General features: G+C 37.0%; 27 protein-coding genes. All 27 read left to right on the plus strand.

The window, feature by feature from the left end; translation table 11 throughout:
* The first annotated feature begins 108 nt into the window (after positions 1-108).
* Entirely contained in the window at positions 109-1,248 is a 1,140-nt protein-coding gene (locus tag DWY01_RS08870; protein WP_117995780.1) for a GDSL-type esterase/lipase family protein, read from the plus strand.
* Between the two features lie 135 nt (positions 1,249-1,383).
* Positions 1,384-2,271 (plus strand): Gfo/Idh/MocA family protein, encoded by an 888-nt coding sequence (locus tag DWY01_RS08875; RefSeq protein WP_117995781.1) that lies wholly within the window; start codon positions 1,384-1,386, stop codon positions 2,269-2,271.
* Positions 2,268-3,062 carry a glycoside hydrolase family 25 protein gene (locus DWY01_RS08880; protein WP_117995782.1) on the plus strand — a complete coding sequence of 265 codons (795 nt, stop codon included), beginning with the start codon at positions 2,268-2,270 and terminating at the stop codon, positions 3,060-3,062. The genes DWY01_RS08875 and DWY01_RS08880 overlap by 4 nt, the downstream gene beginning before the upstream one ends.
* A 9-nt stretch (positions 3,063-3,071) precedes the next feature.
* The gene (gene pepI / locus DWY01_RS08885; protein WP_371412827.1) at positions 3,072-3,941 is read left to right on the plus strand and encodes a proline iminopeptidase; all 870 of its coding nucleotides are present in this window, start codon (positions 3,072-3,074) and stop codon (positions 3,939-3,941) included.
* Between the two features lie 333 nt (positions 3,942-4,274).
* On the plus strand, positions 4,275-4,586 hold the full coding sequence (rpsJ, locus tag DWY01_RS08890; protein ID WP_003864845.1) for a 30S ribosomal protein S10: 312 nt from the start codon (positions 4,275-4,277) through the stop codon (positions 4,584-4,586).
* Positions 4,587-4,597: 11 nt separating this feature from the next.
* Positions 4,598-5,293: a 50S ribosomal protein L3 gene (rplC, locus tag DWY01_RS08895; RefSeq protein ID WP_181979316.1), complete on the plus strand. Its 696-nt coding sequence runs from the start codon at positions 4,598-4,600 to the stop codon at positions 5,291-5,293.
* Positions 5,293-5,922: a 50S ribosomal protein L4 gene (gene rplD, locus DWY01_RS08900; RefSeq protein WP_117995783.1), complete on the plus strand. Its 630-nt coding sequence runs from the start codon at positions 5,293-5,295 to the stop codon at positions 5,920-5,922. Before rplC ends, rplD begins: the two co-directional genes overlap by 1 nt.
* Positions 5,922-6,215 (plus strand): 50S ribosomal protein L23, encoded by a 294-nt coding sequence (gene rplW / locus DWY01_RS08905; RefSeq protein WP_117995784.1) that lies wholly within the window; start codon positions 5,922-5,924, stop codon positions 6,213-6,215. The genes rplD and rplW overlap by 1 nt, the downstream gene beginning before the upstream one ends.
* A gap of 58 nt (positions 6,216-6,273) precedes the next feature.
* Positions 6,274-7,107 (plus strand): 50S ribosomal protein L2, encoded by an 834-nt coding sequence (rplB, locus tag DWY01_RS08910; protein ID WP_117995785.1) that lies wholly within the window; start codon positions 6,274-6,276, stop codon positions 7,105-7,107.
* Between the two features lie 18 nt (positions 7,108-7,125).
* Positions 7,126-7,401 (plus strand): 30S ribosomal protein S19, encoded by a 276-nt coding sequence (rpsS, locus tag DWY01_RS08915; RefSeq protein ID WP_003864840.1) that lies wholly within the window; start codon positions 7,126-7,128, stop codon positions 7,399-7,401.
* A 14-nt stretch (positions 7,402-7,415) separates the two neighbouring features.
* Positions 7,416-7,751, plus strand: coding sequence for a 50S ribosomal protein L22 (gene rplV / locus DWY01_RS08920; protein WP_117995786.1), 336 nt, complete (start codon positions 7,416-7,418; stop codon positions 7,749-7,751).
* A 10-nt stretch (positions 7,752-7,761) separates the two neighbouring features.
* Positions 7,762-8,574, plus strand: a complete 813-nt coding sequence (gene rpsC, locus DWY01_RS08925; protein WP_117995787.1) for a 30S ribosomal protein S3 — start codon at positions 7,762-7,764, stop codon at positions 8,572-8,574.
* Positions 8,574-8,990 carry a 50S ribosomal protein L16 gene (gene rplP, locus DWY01_RS08930; RefSeq protein WP_003864837.1) on the plus strand — a complete coding sequence of 139 codons (417 nt, stop codon included), beginning with the start codon at positions 8,574-8,576 and terminating at the stop codon, positions 8,988-8,990. Before rpsC ends, rplP begins: the two co-directional genes overlap by 1 nt.
* Entirely contained in the window at positions 8,990-9,190 is a 201-nt protein-coding gene (gene rpmC / locus DWY01_RS08935) for a 50S ribosomal protein L29 (RefSeq protein WP_003864836.1), read from the plus strand. The genes rplP and rpmC overlap by 1 nt, the downstream gene beginning before the upstream one ends.
* 14 nt (positions 9,191-9,204) lie before the next feature.
* Positions 9,205-9,462, plus strand: a complete 258-nt coding sequence (gene rpsQ / locus DWY01_RS08940; RefSeq protein WP_117572735.1) for a 30S ribosomal protein S17 — start codon at positions 9,205-9,207, stop codon at positions 9,460-9,462.
* 18 nt (positions 9,463-9,480) lie between these two features.
* Positions 9,481-9,849 carry a 50S ribosomal protein L14 gene (gene rplN / locus DWY01_RS08945; protein ID WP_003864834.1) on the plus strand — a complete coding sequence of 123 codons (369 nt, stop codon included), beginning with the start codon at positions 9,481-9,483 and terminating at the stop codon, positions 9,847-9,849.
* Between the two features lie 13 nt (positions 9,850-9,862).
* The gene (rplX, locus tag DWY01_RS08950; RefSeq protein WP_117995788.1) at positions 9,863-10,183 is read left to right on the plus strand and encodes a 50S ribosomal protein L24; all 321 of its coding nucleotides are present in this window, start codon (positions 9,863-9,865) and stop codon (positions 10,181-10,183) included.
* Positions 10,184-10,194: 11 nt separating this feature from the next.
* Positions 10,195-10,734 (plus strand): 50S ribosomal protein L5, encoded by a 540-nt coding sequence (gene rplE / locus DWY01_RS08955; protein ID WP_117995789.1) that lies wholly within the window; start codon positions 10,195-10,197, stop codon positions 10,732-10,734.
* A gap of 13 nt (positions 10,735-10,747) precedes the next feature.
* Entirely contained in the window at positions 10,748-10,933 is a 186-nt protein-coding gene (locus DWY01_RS08960) for a type Z 30S ribosomal protein S14 (RefSeq protein ID WP_003864831.1), read from the plus strand.
* 15 nt (positions 10,934-10,948) lie between these two features.
* Positions 10,949-11,344: a 30S ribosomal protein S8 gene (rpsH, locus tag DWY01_RS08965; RefSeq protein WP_117572739.1), complete on the plus strand. Its 396-nt coding sequence runs from the start codon at positions 10,949-10,951 to the stop codon at positions 11,342-11,344.
* Positions 11,345-11,369: 25 nt separating this feature from the next.
* Entirely contained in the window at positions 11,370-11,915 is a 546-nt protein-coding gene (rplF, locus tag DWY01_RS08970; protein WP_117995790.1) for a 50S ribosomal protein L6, read from the plus strand.
* Positions 11,916-11,936: 21 nt separating this feature from the next.
* The gene (rplR, locus tag DWY01_RS08975) at positions 11,937-12,293 is read left to right on the plus strand and encodes a 50S ribosomal protein L18 (RefSeq protein WP_003864828.1); all 357 of its coding nucleotides are present in this window, start codon (positions 11,937-11,939) and stop codon (positions 12,291-12,293) included.
* A 17-nt stretch (positions 12,294-12,310) separates the two neighbouring features.
* Complete coding sequence (rpsE, locus tag DWY01_RS08980; protein ID WP_186998863.1) at positions 12,311-12,814, plus strand: 30S ribosomal protein S5; 504 nt, start codon at positions 12,311-12,313, stop codon at positions 12,812-12,814.
* Between the two features lie 15 nt (positions 12,815-12,829).
* Positions 12,830-13,267 carry a 50S ribosomal protein L15 gene (gene rplO / locus DWY01_RS08985; protein WP_117995791.1) on the plus strand — a complete coding sequence of 146 codons (438 nt, stop codon included), beginning with the start codon at positions 12,830-12,832 and terminating at the stop codon, positions 13,265-13,267.
* Between the two features lies 1 nt (position 13,268).
* On the plus strand, positions 13,269-14,564 hold the full coding sequence (gene secY, locus DWY01_RS08990) for a preprotein translocase subunit SecY (protein WP_117995792.1): 1,296 nt from the start codon (positions 13,269-13,271) through the stop codon (positions 14,562-14,564).
* A gap of 19 nt (positions 14,565-14,583) precedes the next feature.
* Positions 14,584-15,234, plus strand: a complete 651-nt coding sequence (locus DWY01_RS08995) for an adenylate kinase (protein ID WP_117995793.1) — start codon at positions 14,584-14,586, stop codon at positions 15,232-15,234.
* A gap of 134 nt (positions 15,235-15,368) precedes the next feature.
* Positions 15,369-15,423 (plus strand): 50S ribosomal protein L36 (gene rpmJ / locus DWY01_RS12025; protein ID WP_117572753.1); only part of this gene is annotated, 55 nt, incomplete at its 3' end.

A 15,423-nucleotide genomic window follows, 5' to 3' on the forward strand; every position in this document is an offset into this window, starting at 1 on the left:
GGTATATGTTTGGATTTTTGCAACGTTTCATGTATGATTATTTGTGGATAAAAACACATATATGTTTTACATGTTAGAATAAATAATTAATAAATTTGGAGGTTGTTTATGGAAAAAGAGTATAAAGCAATATTTGGACAGGCAATGTCTGTTGTGACACATAAGCCAAGTCAATACGCAAAGAATATTACATTGCGTTATCCTATGAAATCAACGTTTAAAGGAGACAAAGTGCGTATTTGTTTAGATAACTTTACAGGAAAAGAAGGAGTTGTCTTTGATTCAATCACAATTGGACGAGTAATCAGTGGACGAGATTTAGATCCAACATCTATTGTAGATATTACCTTTAATGGCTCTAAGGAACTTCATTTAGATGTAGGAGAACAATGCTATAGTGATCCATTGGATTTTAAAGTTCATGAGCAAGAAACAATCGCAATCAGTTTCTATTTAAAAGAATTTACACATTTGCGTTGTGGTGTTTATACACAAGGACCATTAAGCACTGGCTATTTTGGGGAAGGAGACTTCTCACATGCAGGTATTATGGATCATGCGGCAAGCATGAAAACACCATGGGTATTTTTCTTAAGTGAAGTGGCTGTGCTAACAGAACCTGAATATCAAGTAATTACTTGTTATGGTGATTCTATTACTTCGCAGGATTGGCCGGATTATTTACAGAAGTTAATGTGGGAAAATGGGAAAAAGGTGTCTGTGGTTCGTAAGGCTGTTAGTGGAACACGAATTTTAAGACAATATTCTTGTATACAGTACGAAGCATATGGATTAAAAGGAGATTATCGCTTTGGGCATGAGATGCATGTTGCTGGAAGTGATACTCTGATTATTTTGCAAGGAATCAATGATATTATTCATCCTGTAGGTGTGGAAAAGAATGAATTTAGGCCATGGCAAGATCTACCTTCAAGCCAGGAATTGATTGATGGACTTAGAAAATATGTTCAACATGCAAAATCATTAGGAATGAAAGTATATATTGGAACTTTGATTCCAATTGAAGGCTGGCGTACTTATGCATATTTTAGAGAGAATCTGCGTAATGAAGTGAATGAATGGATTCGTACGACGGATGAAATTGATGGTGTGATTGATTTTGATAAAGATATTTGTGATGGACATAAAATGCAGGATGCATTTGATAGTGGAGATCACTTACATCCAAGTGATGAGGGATATGCGCAAATGGCAAAAACCGCATACAATAAAATGTCCATGGAGTAATTCCGTGGACATTTGTCATATATGAAAGAAATAGGCAGAAAGAGATAAGTATAGTGAGTAAATGAGGTTAACTGCTTATTTCTATATATATTATAAAAAAATATCTTAAACGTATCTTAAAAAGAAGGTGAAAAGATGATTCGAATTGGCATTTATGGACTAGGAAAAATTAGTAGGCGTGTGATACAAGGCGTTTTATCATCAAATAATGCGTGCTTATATGCAGTATGTTCATCAAGTATTGAGAAGGCGAACATTTTTAAAAAGGAATATCAGGCCGAAAAGGCGTATGATAATTATGAGAGAATGTTGGAAGACCGAAATCTAGATTTGGTTTATATTTGTACGCCTAACTATTTGCATACAAAGCATATTCAAATAGCTTTAAGCTATCGTAAGCATGTGGTTTGTGAAAAACCAATGTGTGTATCTACAAAAGAATTAAATGATTGTTTTGATTATGCAAAAAGACAGAACTGTTTTTTAATGGAAGCACATAAGACGGTTTTTACACCATTAAATCAAAAGTTATTTGAAATGATTTCAAATGAAGAATTTGGTGAAATAAAATCAATTGATGCTCAATATGCAACAAGATTAACAGAACAAATTTCTGATTGGCATTTTAGCCGACCAGGATCTGGTTGTATGTTTGACATAGGTGTGTATCCTATTTGTTATGCAAATCGAATGGCAAAAAGTTCTATATTTAGAGTATCTCGATTTCAAGATGAGGCTTTGATCGAATATGAAAATGGTTGTGTGGCACATATCGCAACAAGCTGGGATGTGGATATGGAAAATACGGCTCATATATATGGTACAAAGGGCAGTGTTTCTTGTAAGAATTTTTGGAAGAATACTGAGGCTGCGGTAAATGGAAGTAAAATAACAGTTGTTCAAGAATCAGACTTTACTGGGGAAATAGAACATGCTTGTACTTGTATAGAGAATGGAATGATTGAAAGTCCGGTTATGTCAAGAAAAGCAAGTTTAGAAATTCTTAAGGTCATTGGGGTATGAGAAGAAAAGTTAAATTAGGGAGAATTTTGATTCTTATATTGATTCCGATTTTAATTGTGAGTGGAGGCTTTTGTGTAATTCGCATGTTGTTTACACAAGAAGAACCGGTAATAGAAGAAAAGAGCTATTATGATTTAGATTTGTTTTCTATAGAAAATGGATTAATGACATATAAAGACTCTTCCTATAAGTTATCCACTGGAATTGATGTATCAAGTCATAATGGTGCTGTTGATTGGCCGACTGTAAAAGCTGATGGAATTGAGTTTGCGATGTTAAGAATTGGTTATCGTGGAGCTCAAGATGGAATCTTACACGAAGATGAATATATCGATACAAATATGGAGCAGGCCATTCAGAATCATCTTAGGGTAGGTGTTTATTTTTTCTCTAGTGCTACGTCATCGAAAGAAATTGATGAAGAAGTGGATTTGGTGTTGAATAAAATTAAGGGATATAAAATTACAATGCCAGTTGTCTTTGATATGGAAGAATTTGATCAGGGTGGAAGAATTGATGATTTATCGATGGAACAAAGGACAAAACTGGCTCTTCGCTTTTGTAAGAAGATCAAAGAGGTAGGATATACACCTATGATTTATGGAAATATGACTTGGCTATATCAAAATTATGATTTTGAAAGGATTTCAAAATATCCAATTTGGCTAGCTAGTTATTCAACAAGATGTCCGATGGAGGATAAATTTGATATGTGGCAATATTCAAATCAGGGTAGAGTAAATGGAATAGAAGGAGATGTAGATATAAATATTTATCTACAAAAGAAGTAAGTGAGTGTAATGAAAATGAATATAGTTGAAGGATATATGCCTTTTAAAGGATTTAAAACGTATTATCGTATTGTGGATGGTGGAGATAAGACTCCGTTGATTTGTTTACATGGTGGTCCTGGATCGACACATAATTATTTTGAAGTGTTAGATTGCATTGCCAAGACGGGAAGAAAAGTAATTATGTATGATCAACTTGGTTGTGGTAAATCATTTGTGGAAGGTCATGATGAATTGTGGAATCAAGATACGTGGATGGAAGAACTTGAAATGTTGATGGAACATTTAAATATCGAATCTTGTCATTTATTGGGACAATCTTGGGGTGGCATGTTAGCAATTGCTTATGCGATTGAAAAGAAAAATAAGAAACTTAAATCATTGATTCTTTCTAGCACACTTTCATCTGCTTCGTTGTGGGCAAGTGAGCAACATCGTATGATTGGCTTTATGTCTGATGATGAACAACAAGCTATTTTAAGTGAGGATTATGATTCTGAAGCATATCAAACAGCGAACGAGCATTATATGCAACTTCATTGTGCAGGTCCATTTGATGAAGCTACACCGGAATGTGTGAAAAGAGAAAAGAAAACAGGGGCTCGTGCTTATTTAATTGGCTGGGGACCTAATGAATATACTCCGCTTGGAACTTTGAAGGATTTCGAGTATACAAATCGGCTAAGTGAGATTCATGTTCCATCGTTAATTATAAGTGGAACGAATGATTTATGTACGCCATTGGTCGCAAAAACAATGTATGATGGTATAAAAAATGCGAAATGGAACTTAATGTCAGGCTGTCGTCATATGTGTTTTGTGGATGATCATGATACATATTGCGATAATTTAGTGGATTGGTTAGCATCTGTTGAATAAAACGGATGCTTTTTTACATGTTTAAAAAAAATAGCTATATTTATAATGTTTCAAACAAGAAAAATGACCCACTGATATCAGTTGTCTTTAGACGCTAAGTGAAATTGATAGAAATCAAAAAAATAAAACACAGTGAAACGCGATAAATAAGGGCTTTAAAAGATTTTTTAATTTTTTTTAATTTAGGGGTTGAACACATAAAATATATGTGTTAGAATACAGGAGCTTGCGATGAAGTGCGAGGTTGCTGACCCACTGAGAACCGTTGTCATGGGTGTGGCCAGGTAATTCGTATGGAGCATGTTTATCTAGAATAAACGAAAGGAGTTAAACATGGCAAAAAATACTATGAGAATTCGCTTAAAGGCGTATGAGCACAGAATCTTAGATGATAGTGCAAAGAAAATTGTCGAAGCTGCGACAAAACACGGAGCTAAAAAGGTTGTAGGACCAGTTCCATTACCTACTGAAAAACAGGTAGTAACAATTCTTCGTGCGGTTCACAAATACAAAGATTCACGCGAACAATTTGAAATTCGTACGCACAAGCGTTTGATTGAGATTGTTGCACCAAACAAGGAAACGATCGATTCTTTACAAAGACTTGAACTTCCTAGCGGTGTCGACATCGAAATTAAACTTTAATGGAGGTGTCAATGATGAAAGGACTATTAGGAAGAAAATTAGGAATGACACAAGTCTTCACTGAAGATGGTGTATTAATTCCAGTAACTGTAGTTGAAGTAACACCAAATGTTGTTTTACAAAAGAAAACAGTGGAAACAGATGGTTACAACGCAGTTCAATTAGGATTTGAAGAAATCAAAGAAAAACGCACAACTAAAGCAAACATCGGACACTGTAAAAAAGCAAATACAAGTCCAAAGCGTTTCATTAAGGAAGTGCGCGATTGCGACATGGATGTAAATGTTGGCGATTTAGTTAATGTTGATATCTTTGCTGCAGGAGAAACAGTAGATGTAATCGGTACAAGTAAAGGTAAAGGTTACAATGGTACAATCGTTCGTAACAATGCTCACCAAGGTCCAAAAACTCACGGTGGATCTAAGAACATTCGTCACATCGGTTCATTAGCTACAAACGGTATTACTTCACGTCAAGGACGTATTATGAAGGGTACTATCATGGCTGGTCAAGAGGGTGGATATACTACTACAAATCAAAACTTGACAGTTATTAAAGTTGATACAGAAAACAACTATATGTTGATTAAAGGTAACGTTCCTGGACCTAGAAAAGGTTGCGTAATGGTACGTACTGCTAAAACTAGCAAGGGAGATAAAGAACCTGTTACTTTAGTTGACTATACTGCAAATAAGGAGGTTCAATAATGGCTACTATCGACGTAATTAACCAAGCTGGTGCAGTTGTTGGTTCAATCGAATTGAACGACGCTGTTTTCGGAATTGAACCACACCAACAGGCTATGTATGATGCATTAGTAATGCAAATGGCAAGCCGTCGTCAAGGAACTGCCGACACTAAGGGTCGAAGCGAAGTTTCTGGTGGTGGACGCAAACCTTACCGTCAAAAAGGTACAGGACGTGCTCGTCAAGGTTCTATCCGTGCTACTCAATTTAGAGGTGGTGGAACAGTATTCGGAGCTACTCCACGTAACTATGCATACCGCATTAATAAGAAAGTTCGCCGTTTAGCAGTTAAATCTGCTTTGAGCGAAAAAGTTCAAGAAACAGCATTCAGCGTTTTGGATAAATTTGAAATTGCTGAACCAAAGACAAAAACATTTGTTTCAATTATTGAAGCTATCCAAGCGCCTAAGAAAACATTGTTTGTTGTTGCTGATAGCGAAGAAGCAACAAACGTTTACTTATCAGCACGTAACATCGCTGGAGCTACAGTAATGTCTGCTTCTGCAATCAACACTTATGATTTAGTAAATGCAAACAAAGTTGTTATGACAAGCGCTGCCGTAAAACAAGTTGAGGAGGCATTGGCATAATGAAAGATTACAGAGACGTAATTATCCGCCCAATCATCACTGAAGCAACTATGAAGATGATGGCTGAAGATAACAAAGTAACTTTTGAAGTAGTTAAGGGTGTTAGTAAAATTGAAATTGCTAAAGCTGTTGAAGCTGCTTTCAATGTAGAAGTTGTAAAAGTAAATACAATGAACTACAAACCAAAAACAAAACGTGTAGGTCGTTATGTTGGAAAAACAAGCGCTGTACACAAAGCTATTGTAAAAATTAAAGAAGGACAAACAATCGAATTGTTCGGTTCTGAAGAATAATCAGGGAGAAGACGCTATTTCCTGAATAAATATTGCGATAAGGAGGAAAATTAAGTTTATGCCAATTAAGAAGTATAAACCAATGACACCTGGACGTCGTGGAATGACAACTTTGGCTAAAGATGAAATTACAGCATCTAAACCAGAAAAAAGCTTGTTAGCTCCATTGAAATCAAAAGGTGGAAGAAACAACACAGGACGTATTACTACACGTCACCAAGGTTCTGGACACAAAAGAACATACCGTATCATCGATTTCAAACGTAACAAAGACAACGTGCCTGCACGTGTTGCTACAATTGAATACGATCCAAACCGCTCAGCAAACATTGCATTGTTAAACTATGCTGATGGTGAAAAACGTTATATCATCGCTCCAAAAGATTTGAAGGTTGGTATGACAGTTGTATCAGGAACAGAAACAGATATCAAAATTGGTAACTGCTGTGAAATGAGAAACATGCCTGAAGGTACATTCATTCACAACGTTGAATTGAAACCAGGTAAAGGTGGACAGATGGCTCGTAGTGCTGGATGTTCAGCTCAGATCTTAGGTATTGAAGACAAATATGTAACTTTACGTTTATCTTCTGGTGAAGTTCGTAAAGTATTAGCTAACTGCCGTGCTACTGTAGGTACAGTTGGTAATGAAGATTACAGCTTAGTTAACTATGGTAAAGCAGGTCGTAACCGTTGGAGAGGTATTCGCCCAACTGTTCGTGGTTCTGTAATGAACCCTAATGATCACCCTCATGGTGGTGGTGAAGGACGTACACCTATCGGACGTAAATCACCAATGACTCCTTGGGGTAAAAAAGCATTGGGTGTTAAAACTCGTCGTAACAAGAAGGCTAGTACAAAATTAATTGTACGTCGTCGTAATGGTAAGTAGGCAAGGAGGTAAGATACAATGAGTCGTAGTTTGAAAAAAGGACCTTTCTGTGATGACCATTTGATGAAAAAGGTTGTTGCATTAAACGAAGCCGGAAAAAAAGAAGTTATTAAAACTTGGAGCCGTCGTTCTACAATCTTCCCTCAATTTGTTGAACACACATTTGCCGTTTATAACGGTAAGGAACATGTTCCTGTTTATGTAACAGAAGACATGGTTGGACACAAATTAGGTGAATTCGTTCCAACACGTAAATACACTGGTCATGGATCAGATGATAAGAAATCTAGATAGTAGGAGGAGAAGAAATGGAAGTAAAAGCTACCGCAAAAACTCTACGTATTCAACCTCGTAAAGCAAGACTAGTCTTAGACTTGATCCGTGGAAAAGACGTAGAAGAAGCAGCTGCTATTTTGAAATTCTTACCTAACAAAGGTGGATACCTTGTTGGTAAAGTATTACACTCAGCTGTTGCTAACGCAGTTAACAATAACGATTTAGATGAAAGCAAGTTATATGTGAAGGCTTGCTGGGTTGACGAAGGAATTACTTTGAAACGCTTCATGCCTCGTGCAAAAGGTAGTGCGAGTGCTATTCACAAACGTACAAGCCACATTACAGTTGTAGTGGCTGAAAAAGAGTAGGAGGTAAGCTATGGGACAGAAAGTAAGTCCAATTGGAATGCGTGTCGGAGTCATTCGTGACTGGCAATCAAGATGGTACGCTGACGATAAAGAATTCGGAACATTATTAATGGAAGATGTTAAGATTCGTGAATTAGTTGAAGCATACTATGCAAAATTATCAAACGAAGCTGTCGACAAACGTAAGGCAGACCCTCAAATCTCTCGTATCGAAATCGAACGTACTAAGGGTCGTATGACAGTTATTATCCGTACTGCTCACCCTGGTGTAGTAATCGGTCAAGATGGAAAATCAATCGAAGGATTGAAAAAGAAAGTAGCTAAAATTGCTTCTGCAAAGAACGTTCAAATTAACGTTGTAGAAGTTGCTAATCCTAACTTAGATGCTCGTTTAGTAGCTCGTTGGATTGCAAATGAATTGGAAGGACGTAAATCTTTCCGTGCAACTCAGAAGAAAGCTATTCAAAACACTATGCGTGCTGGTGCAAAAGGTATCAAAACTGCTGTATCTGGACGTCTTGGTGGAGCTGATATGGCACGTACTGAAGGATATTCAGAAGGAGTTGTTCCTTTACATACACTTCGTAGTGATATTGACTATGCTTGGGAAGAAGCTGCGACTCAATATGGTCGTCTAGGTGTTAAAGTATGGATCTGCCGTGGTGAAGTATTACCTGGTGAAATGGTTAAAGAACCTGAAGCTCCAAAACAACGCCCAATGCGTAAAGGAAAAGGACGTCGTCGTCCAGATGCTCGTTCAAACCGTGCCCCTAAAGATGCTGCTAAAAATGCAGCACCTGCAGAAAAAGGAGGTAACGAATAATGTTAATGCCTAAACGTACAAAGTATCGTCGTCCTCACCGTTTGAGCTACGAAGGTCGTTCAAAAGCAGGTCGTACAATTGACTTTGGTGAATATGGATTGGTTGCTGAATCAGGAAACTATGTAAGTAACCGTCAAATTGAAGCAGCCCGTATTGCTATGACACGTTATATGAAACGTGGAGGAAATGTTTGGATTCGTATTTTCCCTCACATGGCACGTACTAAAAAACCTCTAGAGGTTCGTATGGGTTCTGGTAAAGGTGCTCCTGAAGGATGGGTAGCAGTAGTTCAACCAGGACGTGTAATGTTCGAAGTTGGTGGAGTAAGTGAAGAAGTAGCTCGTGAAGCTTTACGTCTTGCTGCTCACAAATTACCAGTTAAAACTCGTTTTGCTAGAAAAGGAGAAGTGAAGTAATGTTAGCTAAAGAAATCCGCGAAAAAACAAATGAAGAGCTTCTTCAGGAAATCGATACGCTTAAAGATGAACTTTTTAACCTTCGTTTCCAGCAAGCCACAGGACAGTTAGAAAATACAGCTCGTTTAAAAACTGTTAAGAAGACAATTGCTCGTATTAAAACTGTATTGACAGAGCGTGAAAACGCTGGTCAAGAATAGGGAGGACGTATCTAATGGAAAGAAACGCTCGTAAAGTATACCGTGGTACAGTTGTGTCTGATAAAATGGACAAAACTATCACAGTTATGGTAGAAACTAAAAAAACACACCCATTATATGGTAAACGTGTTAAATATTCTAAAAAATTCAAAGCTCACGATGAAAACAACGAAGCTCGTATCGGAGATAAAGTAGTAATTATGGAAACTCGTCCATTATCAGCTACAAAACGTTTCCGTTTAGTAGAAATCGTTGAAAAGGCTCGTGGTTAATACTAGGAGGAGAAAGCAATGATTCAAAACGAAAGTCGTATGCGCGTTGCTGACAACACTGGAGCTAAAGAAGTTTTAGTTATCCGTTGTTTAGGTGGAAGCGTCAGAAAATTTGCAAACATCGGTGATGTCGTTGTATGTGCTGTTAAACAGGCTACTCCTGGTGGATCCGTAAAAAAAGGTGATGTAGTTAAGGCTGTAATCGTACGTACACGTCGTGGTGTTCGTCGTGAAAACGGAACTTACATCAAATTTGATGATAACGCTTGTGTAATCATCAAAGACGATAAGACGCCAAAGGGAACTCGTATCTTCGGTCCAGTTGCACGTGAATTACGTGACAAAGACTTCATGAAGATCGTATCTCTTGCGCCAGAAGTATTATAGGAGGTGTGTCTAAGTGAGAATTAAAAAAGGTGATAAAGTAAAAGTTATTACAGGTGCTTACAAGGGCACAATCGGTGAAGTAAAAGCTGTATTCCCTAAGGAAGACAGAGTTATCGTTGAAGGTGTTAACATGGTTAAAAAACACTTGAAACCAACTCAAGCAAATCCAGATGGTGGAATTGTTGAAAAAGAAGCTAAAATTCACGTTTCAAATGTAATGCTTTATGATGAAAAAGCAAAAGTTGCTAGCCGTATTACAACAAAAGTTGAAGTTGTAGATGGTAAAAATGTAAAAACACGCGTCTTCAAAAAGAGCGGTAACGAAGTGAAGTAGGAGGGTAGAAGATGAATCGTTTACAAGATAAATATAAAAACGTAGTTGTCCCTCAAATGATGAAAGATTTCGGATACAAATCTGTCATGGAAGTACCTCACGTTGAAAAAGTTGTTATTAATATTGGTGTAGGTGATGCTATCACTAACGCTAAATTATTAGACGAAGCTGTTGAAGAATTGGCAGCAATTACTGGTCAAGCTCCAGTCGTAACAAAAGCTAAAAAATCAATTGCAAACTTCAAATTACGTGAAGGTATGCCAATTGGATGTAAAGTAACTTTACGTAAAGAAAAAATGTATGAATTCTTAGATAAGCTATTCAACATTTCATTACCTCGTGTACGTGACTTCCGTGGAGTTAGCGATACTAGCTTCGATGGTCGTGGAAACTATACATTAGGTATTAAAGAACAAATCATTTTCCCTGAAATTGATTTCGATAAAGTAGACCGTACTCGTGGTATGGACATCGTAATCGTTACATCAGCGAAAACAAACGAAGAAGCAAAGGCATTATTAACTCAAATGGGTATGCCTTTCAAAAAGTAGGAGGAGCTTTTAAATGGCAAAGAAATCAATGATTAACAAACAACAGCGTCCTCAAAAATTTAAAGTTCGTGAGTACACTCGTTGTGAACGTTGTGGTCGTCCACACTCTGTATTAAGAAAATACAAATTATGTCGTATTTGCTTCCGTGAATTGGCTTACAAAGGTCAAATTCCTGGAGTTAAAAAGGCTAGTTGGTAAGGAGGTATATTGCATATGATTATGACTGATCCTATTGCGGATATGCTGACTAGAATCCGCAATGCTTTGCAACAGAAGCATGCCTCTGTCAGTATGCCAGCGAGCAATGAAAAGAAAGCAATTGCTCAAATTTTGAAAAATGAAGGTTTCATCGTAGACTTCAACGTTGAAGGCGATGTTAAGAAAACTTTGAACATTGAATTGAAATACGGACCTAACAATGAAAAAGTTATTAGCGGTTTACGTCGTATTTCTAAACCTGGTCTTCGTGTTTACGCTAAAGTAGAAAACTTACCTAGCGTATTAAACGGATTAGGAATTGCAATCATTTCTACAAGCAATGGAATGATGACTGACAAAGAAGCAAGAAAGAACCACTTAGGTGGAGAAGTTATTGCTTACGTTTGGTAATAAATATATAGGAGGATAAAACGTAATGTCACGTATCGGGAATAAACTGATTACCGTTCCTGCTGGAGTTACTGTTGAAGTAGCTGCTGGGAATGAGGTGACTGTTAAAGGACCTAAGGGTTCTTTAACACGTACATTCTCTTCTTTGATGGAAATCCACGTAGAAGAAAATGTTGTCACTGTAAAACGTCCAAATGACGATAAACACACTAAACAATTACACGGAACAACTCGTGCATTGTTACACAACATGGTAGTTGGTGTATCTGAAGGATTCACTAAAGACTTAGAATTAGTTGGTATCGGATTCCGTACAGCAATGAAAGGAAACGTATTAACTATGAACGTTGGATATTCTCACCCAGTTGAGATGCCAGTTAAAGAAGGCTTAGAAGTAACTTGTCCAACTGCTACAACTATCAAAGTTGCAGGTATCGATAAACAAGAAGTTGGAGAATTTGCAGCAAATGTTCGTGCTGTTCGTAAACCAGAACCTTACAAAGGAAAAGGTATTCGCTATGTTGGTGAAATCATCCGTCGTAAGGAAGGTAAAACAGCAGGTAAGAAATAGTAGTGGGAAAGGAGATCAAAAATGTTTACTAAAGTATCACGTAATGAAACTCGTGTACGTCGCCACAAACGTGTACGTACAAAAATTAGCGGAACTCCAGAATGCCCACGTTTATGCGTATTCAGAAGTAACGCACACATCCATGTACAAATCATTGATGATGTTAACCAAAACACATTGGTCAGTGCTTCAAGTGTTGACATGAAATTAGAAAATGGTGGTAACGTGGAAGCAGCTCGTTTGGTAGGAACTGAAATTGCTAAGCGCGCACTAGAAAAGAATATTAAAGAGGTTGTATTTGACCGTGGTGGATATGTTTACGCAGGTCGTGTACAGGCTTTAGCAGAAGCAGCTCGTGAAGCTGGCTTAGAATTTTAGGAGGTCGCACAATGGCAATGGATAGAAAACCAAAAAGAGACCAAAAAGAATTTGAAGAACAAGTAATCTCTATCAACCGTGTAACTAAAGTAGTTAAAGGTGGACGTCGTTTCCGTTTTGCTGCATTAGTTGTAGTTGGAGATCGTAAAGGCCGTGTTGGTATTGGTACAGGAAAAGCTAACGAAGTTCCTGATGCAATCAAAAAGGCTGTTGAAGATGCTAAGAAAAACATCTTCACTGTACCAGTAATTGGTACAACAATCCCTCACGAAATTACTGGTAGATATGGTGCAGGATCTGTATACATGCGTCCAGCTATCGAGGGTACTGGTGTTATCGCCGGTGGTGCAACTCGTGCAATCCTTGAGTTAGCAGGTATCAGTGATATCTTAACTAAATGTTTAGGATCACGTACAAAGATCAACGTTGTTCGTGCAACAGTTGATGCATTACAAAACTTAAGAACTGTAGAAAGCGTAGCTGCGCTTCGTGGTAAGAAGCCAGAAGAAATTCGCGGGTAATAGGAGGTAAATCAGATGAAATTACATACAATGAATTTAGCCGAAACTCGCACAGAACGTAACCGTGTAGGTCGTGGACCTGGAAGCGGAAACGGAAAAACAAGCGGTCGTGGACAAAAAGGTCAAAAATCAAGATCAGGTGGAGGAGTTCGCCTAGGTTTTGAAGGTGGTCAAACACCATTAGCAAGACGTTTACCAAAACGTGGATTCACTAACTTCAACCGTAAAGAATATGCTATCGTTAACGTTGAAACTTTAAATGCATTTGAAGATGGTGCAACAGTTAATGCAGCTGCTTTAATTGAAGCTGGTGTGATTAAAAAAGAACTTTCTGGACTTAAAGTTTTAGGTAACGGTGAGTTAACTAAAAAATTAACTGTACAAGCAGTTAAGTTCTCTAAGTCAGCTCAAGAAGCTATTGAAAAAGCAGGCGGAAAAGTAGAGGTTCTATAATATGGCAGGCAAGATAAAGGCAATGTGGACGAATAAGGATATCCGTAATAGGATCCTATTCACCCTATTTGCCTTTCTTGTCTATCGTTTGGGATCAGCAATTACTGTACCTGATGTAAATACAACAGATTTAGTAAATGGTATTGGAGAAAACTCATTGTTCGCAATGTTGAATCTATTAGGAGGTGGAGGACTTGAACAGTTCTCTGTCTTCGCTTTAGGTGTTACTCCATATATTACAGCTTCTATCATTATTCAGTTATTAAGTATGGATGTTATTCCTCATTTAACTGAGCTTAGTAAAGCTGGAGCAAATGGTCGTAAAACTTTAGACAAGTATACTAGATATCTTGCGGTCGTGTTTGCCTTTGTGCAATCATTCTCTTTGGTATACGGTTTTTCTAAAACATATACTGGATTGATTGTCGGCGGTGTTACAATCAGTAAGATTTTATATATTGCAACAATATTTGCGGCAGGAAGTATGTTTTTAGTTTGGATTGGTGACCAGATTTCAATGAAAGGTATTGGAAATGGTATTTCCATGGTAATTATGGCTGGTATTGTTGGACGTATGCCACAACAATTTTCTAGCGCATGGTCAAGTTTAATTACAGGTGAGTCTGCGCCTACCTATGGAGCTTGGTTATTTGCTGCATATATATTAGTATATTTATTAATTATTATCTTTGTTACGTTAATTAATACGGCTGAAAGAAGAATTCCAATTCAATATACATCAAGTTCAATTTCTTTGAGTAGACCAAGTGAAGCAAACTATTTGCCATTAAAGGTCAATTCTGCAAGTGTAATTCCGGTTATCTTTGCAAGTTCATTGATGATGGCACCAATTCAAATTGCTTCATTCTTCCCATCAAATGATTTCATTAAAGAAATGCAAAAATGGTTAGGATTGCAAACTTGGTATTCACTTGTGATTTATGTATTATTGATTTTATTCTTTACATTCTTCTACACAAAGATGCAAATCAATCCGGAAAAAGTTGCTGAAAATTTAGGTAAATCAGGTTCTTATATTCCAAGTGTTCGTCCAGGTACGGAAACAAAAGATTATATTAATCGTGTATTATCTAGAATTACAGTTTTAGGTTCAGTAGCATTAGCTATCATTGCTGTTATGCCACATATCATGCCACTTATTTGGCCTGATCTTCCAAACTCAATGGCTTTGGGAGGAACAGGAATGATCATTGTTGTTGGTGTTGCTATTGAAACAGTACGTCAAGTACAAGGATTAATTACTCAAAAATCTTACAAGAAATATTACGAAGATTAATATCTTCAGGAGAATAGATATGAATATATTTATTATGGGTGCTCCTGGATCTGGTAAAGGTACATTCTCTACAAAAATCAAAGAAGAATTTAACTTAAACCACATTTCTACAGGAGATATCTTCCGTGCAAATATTGCCGGAGGAACTGAATTAGGTCTACAAGCAAAAGCTTATTCAGAAAAAGGACTATTAGTTCCTGATGAAATCACAAACAAAATGGTTAAGGATTACTTAAACACTTTGGAAGATAAAAAGAATGGATATTTATTAGATGGATATCCAAGAACTTTGGCTCAAGCTAAAGCTTTTGAAGAAATGACAGAAGGAACTGACTTAGCAGTTGAAAAAATTGTTTATATGGATGTTCCATTTGACGAATTAACTCGTCGTATTACAGGTCGTCGTACTTGTAAAAAATGTGGAGAAATCTACAACATCTATTCAAAACCATCAAAAGTTGAAGGTGTATGTGATGTTTGCGGTGGAGAATTATCACAACGTAAAGATGACAACGAAGAAAGCTTAAAGGTTCGTTTAGATGAATATGCAAAAAATACTGAACCAGTAATTGCATATTATGAAGAAAAAAATATGGTTTCTAAAATTGACGCGTCAAAATCTATGGAAGAAATTTGGCCAGAATTAAAAGAAGCCTTGAAAAACAAGTAAGTTGCGCTTATAATATATAAGCGCAACTTTGCTTGCGATTTATACATTCACGTTTCTGTTAAAATCCGCATGTACACATACGCATTTTAGCAGGGCCATTAAAATACGTGAATCATTACGTAGGAGGAAGAAAGATGAAAGTAAGACCATCTGTTAAACCAATCTGCGACAAGTGTCGAGTAATTCGAC

This window comes from Eubacterium sp. AF22-8LB (assembly GCF_003458715.1).
GTDB lineage: Bacteria > Bacillota_I > Bacilli_A > Erysipelotrichales > Erysipelotrichaceae > Holdemanella.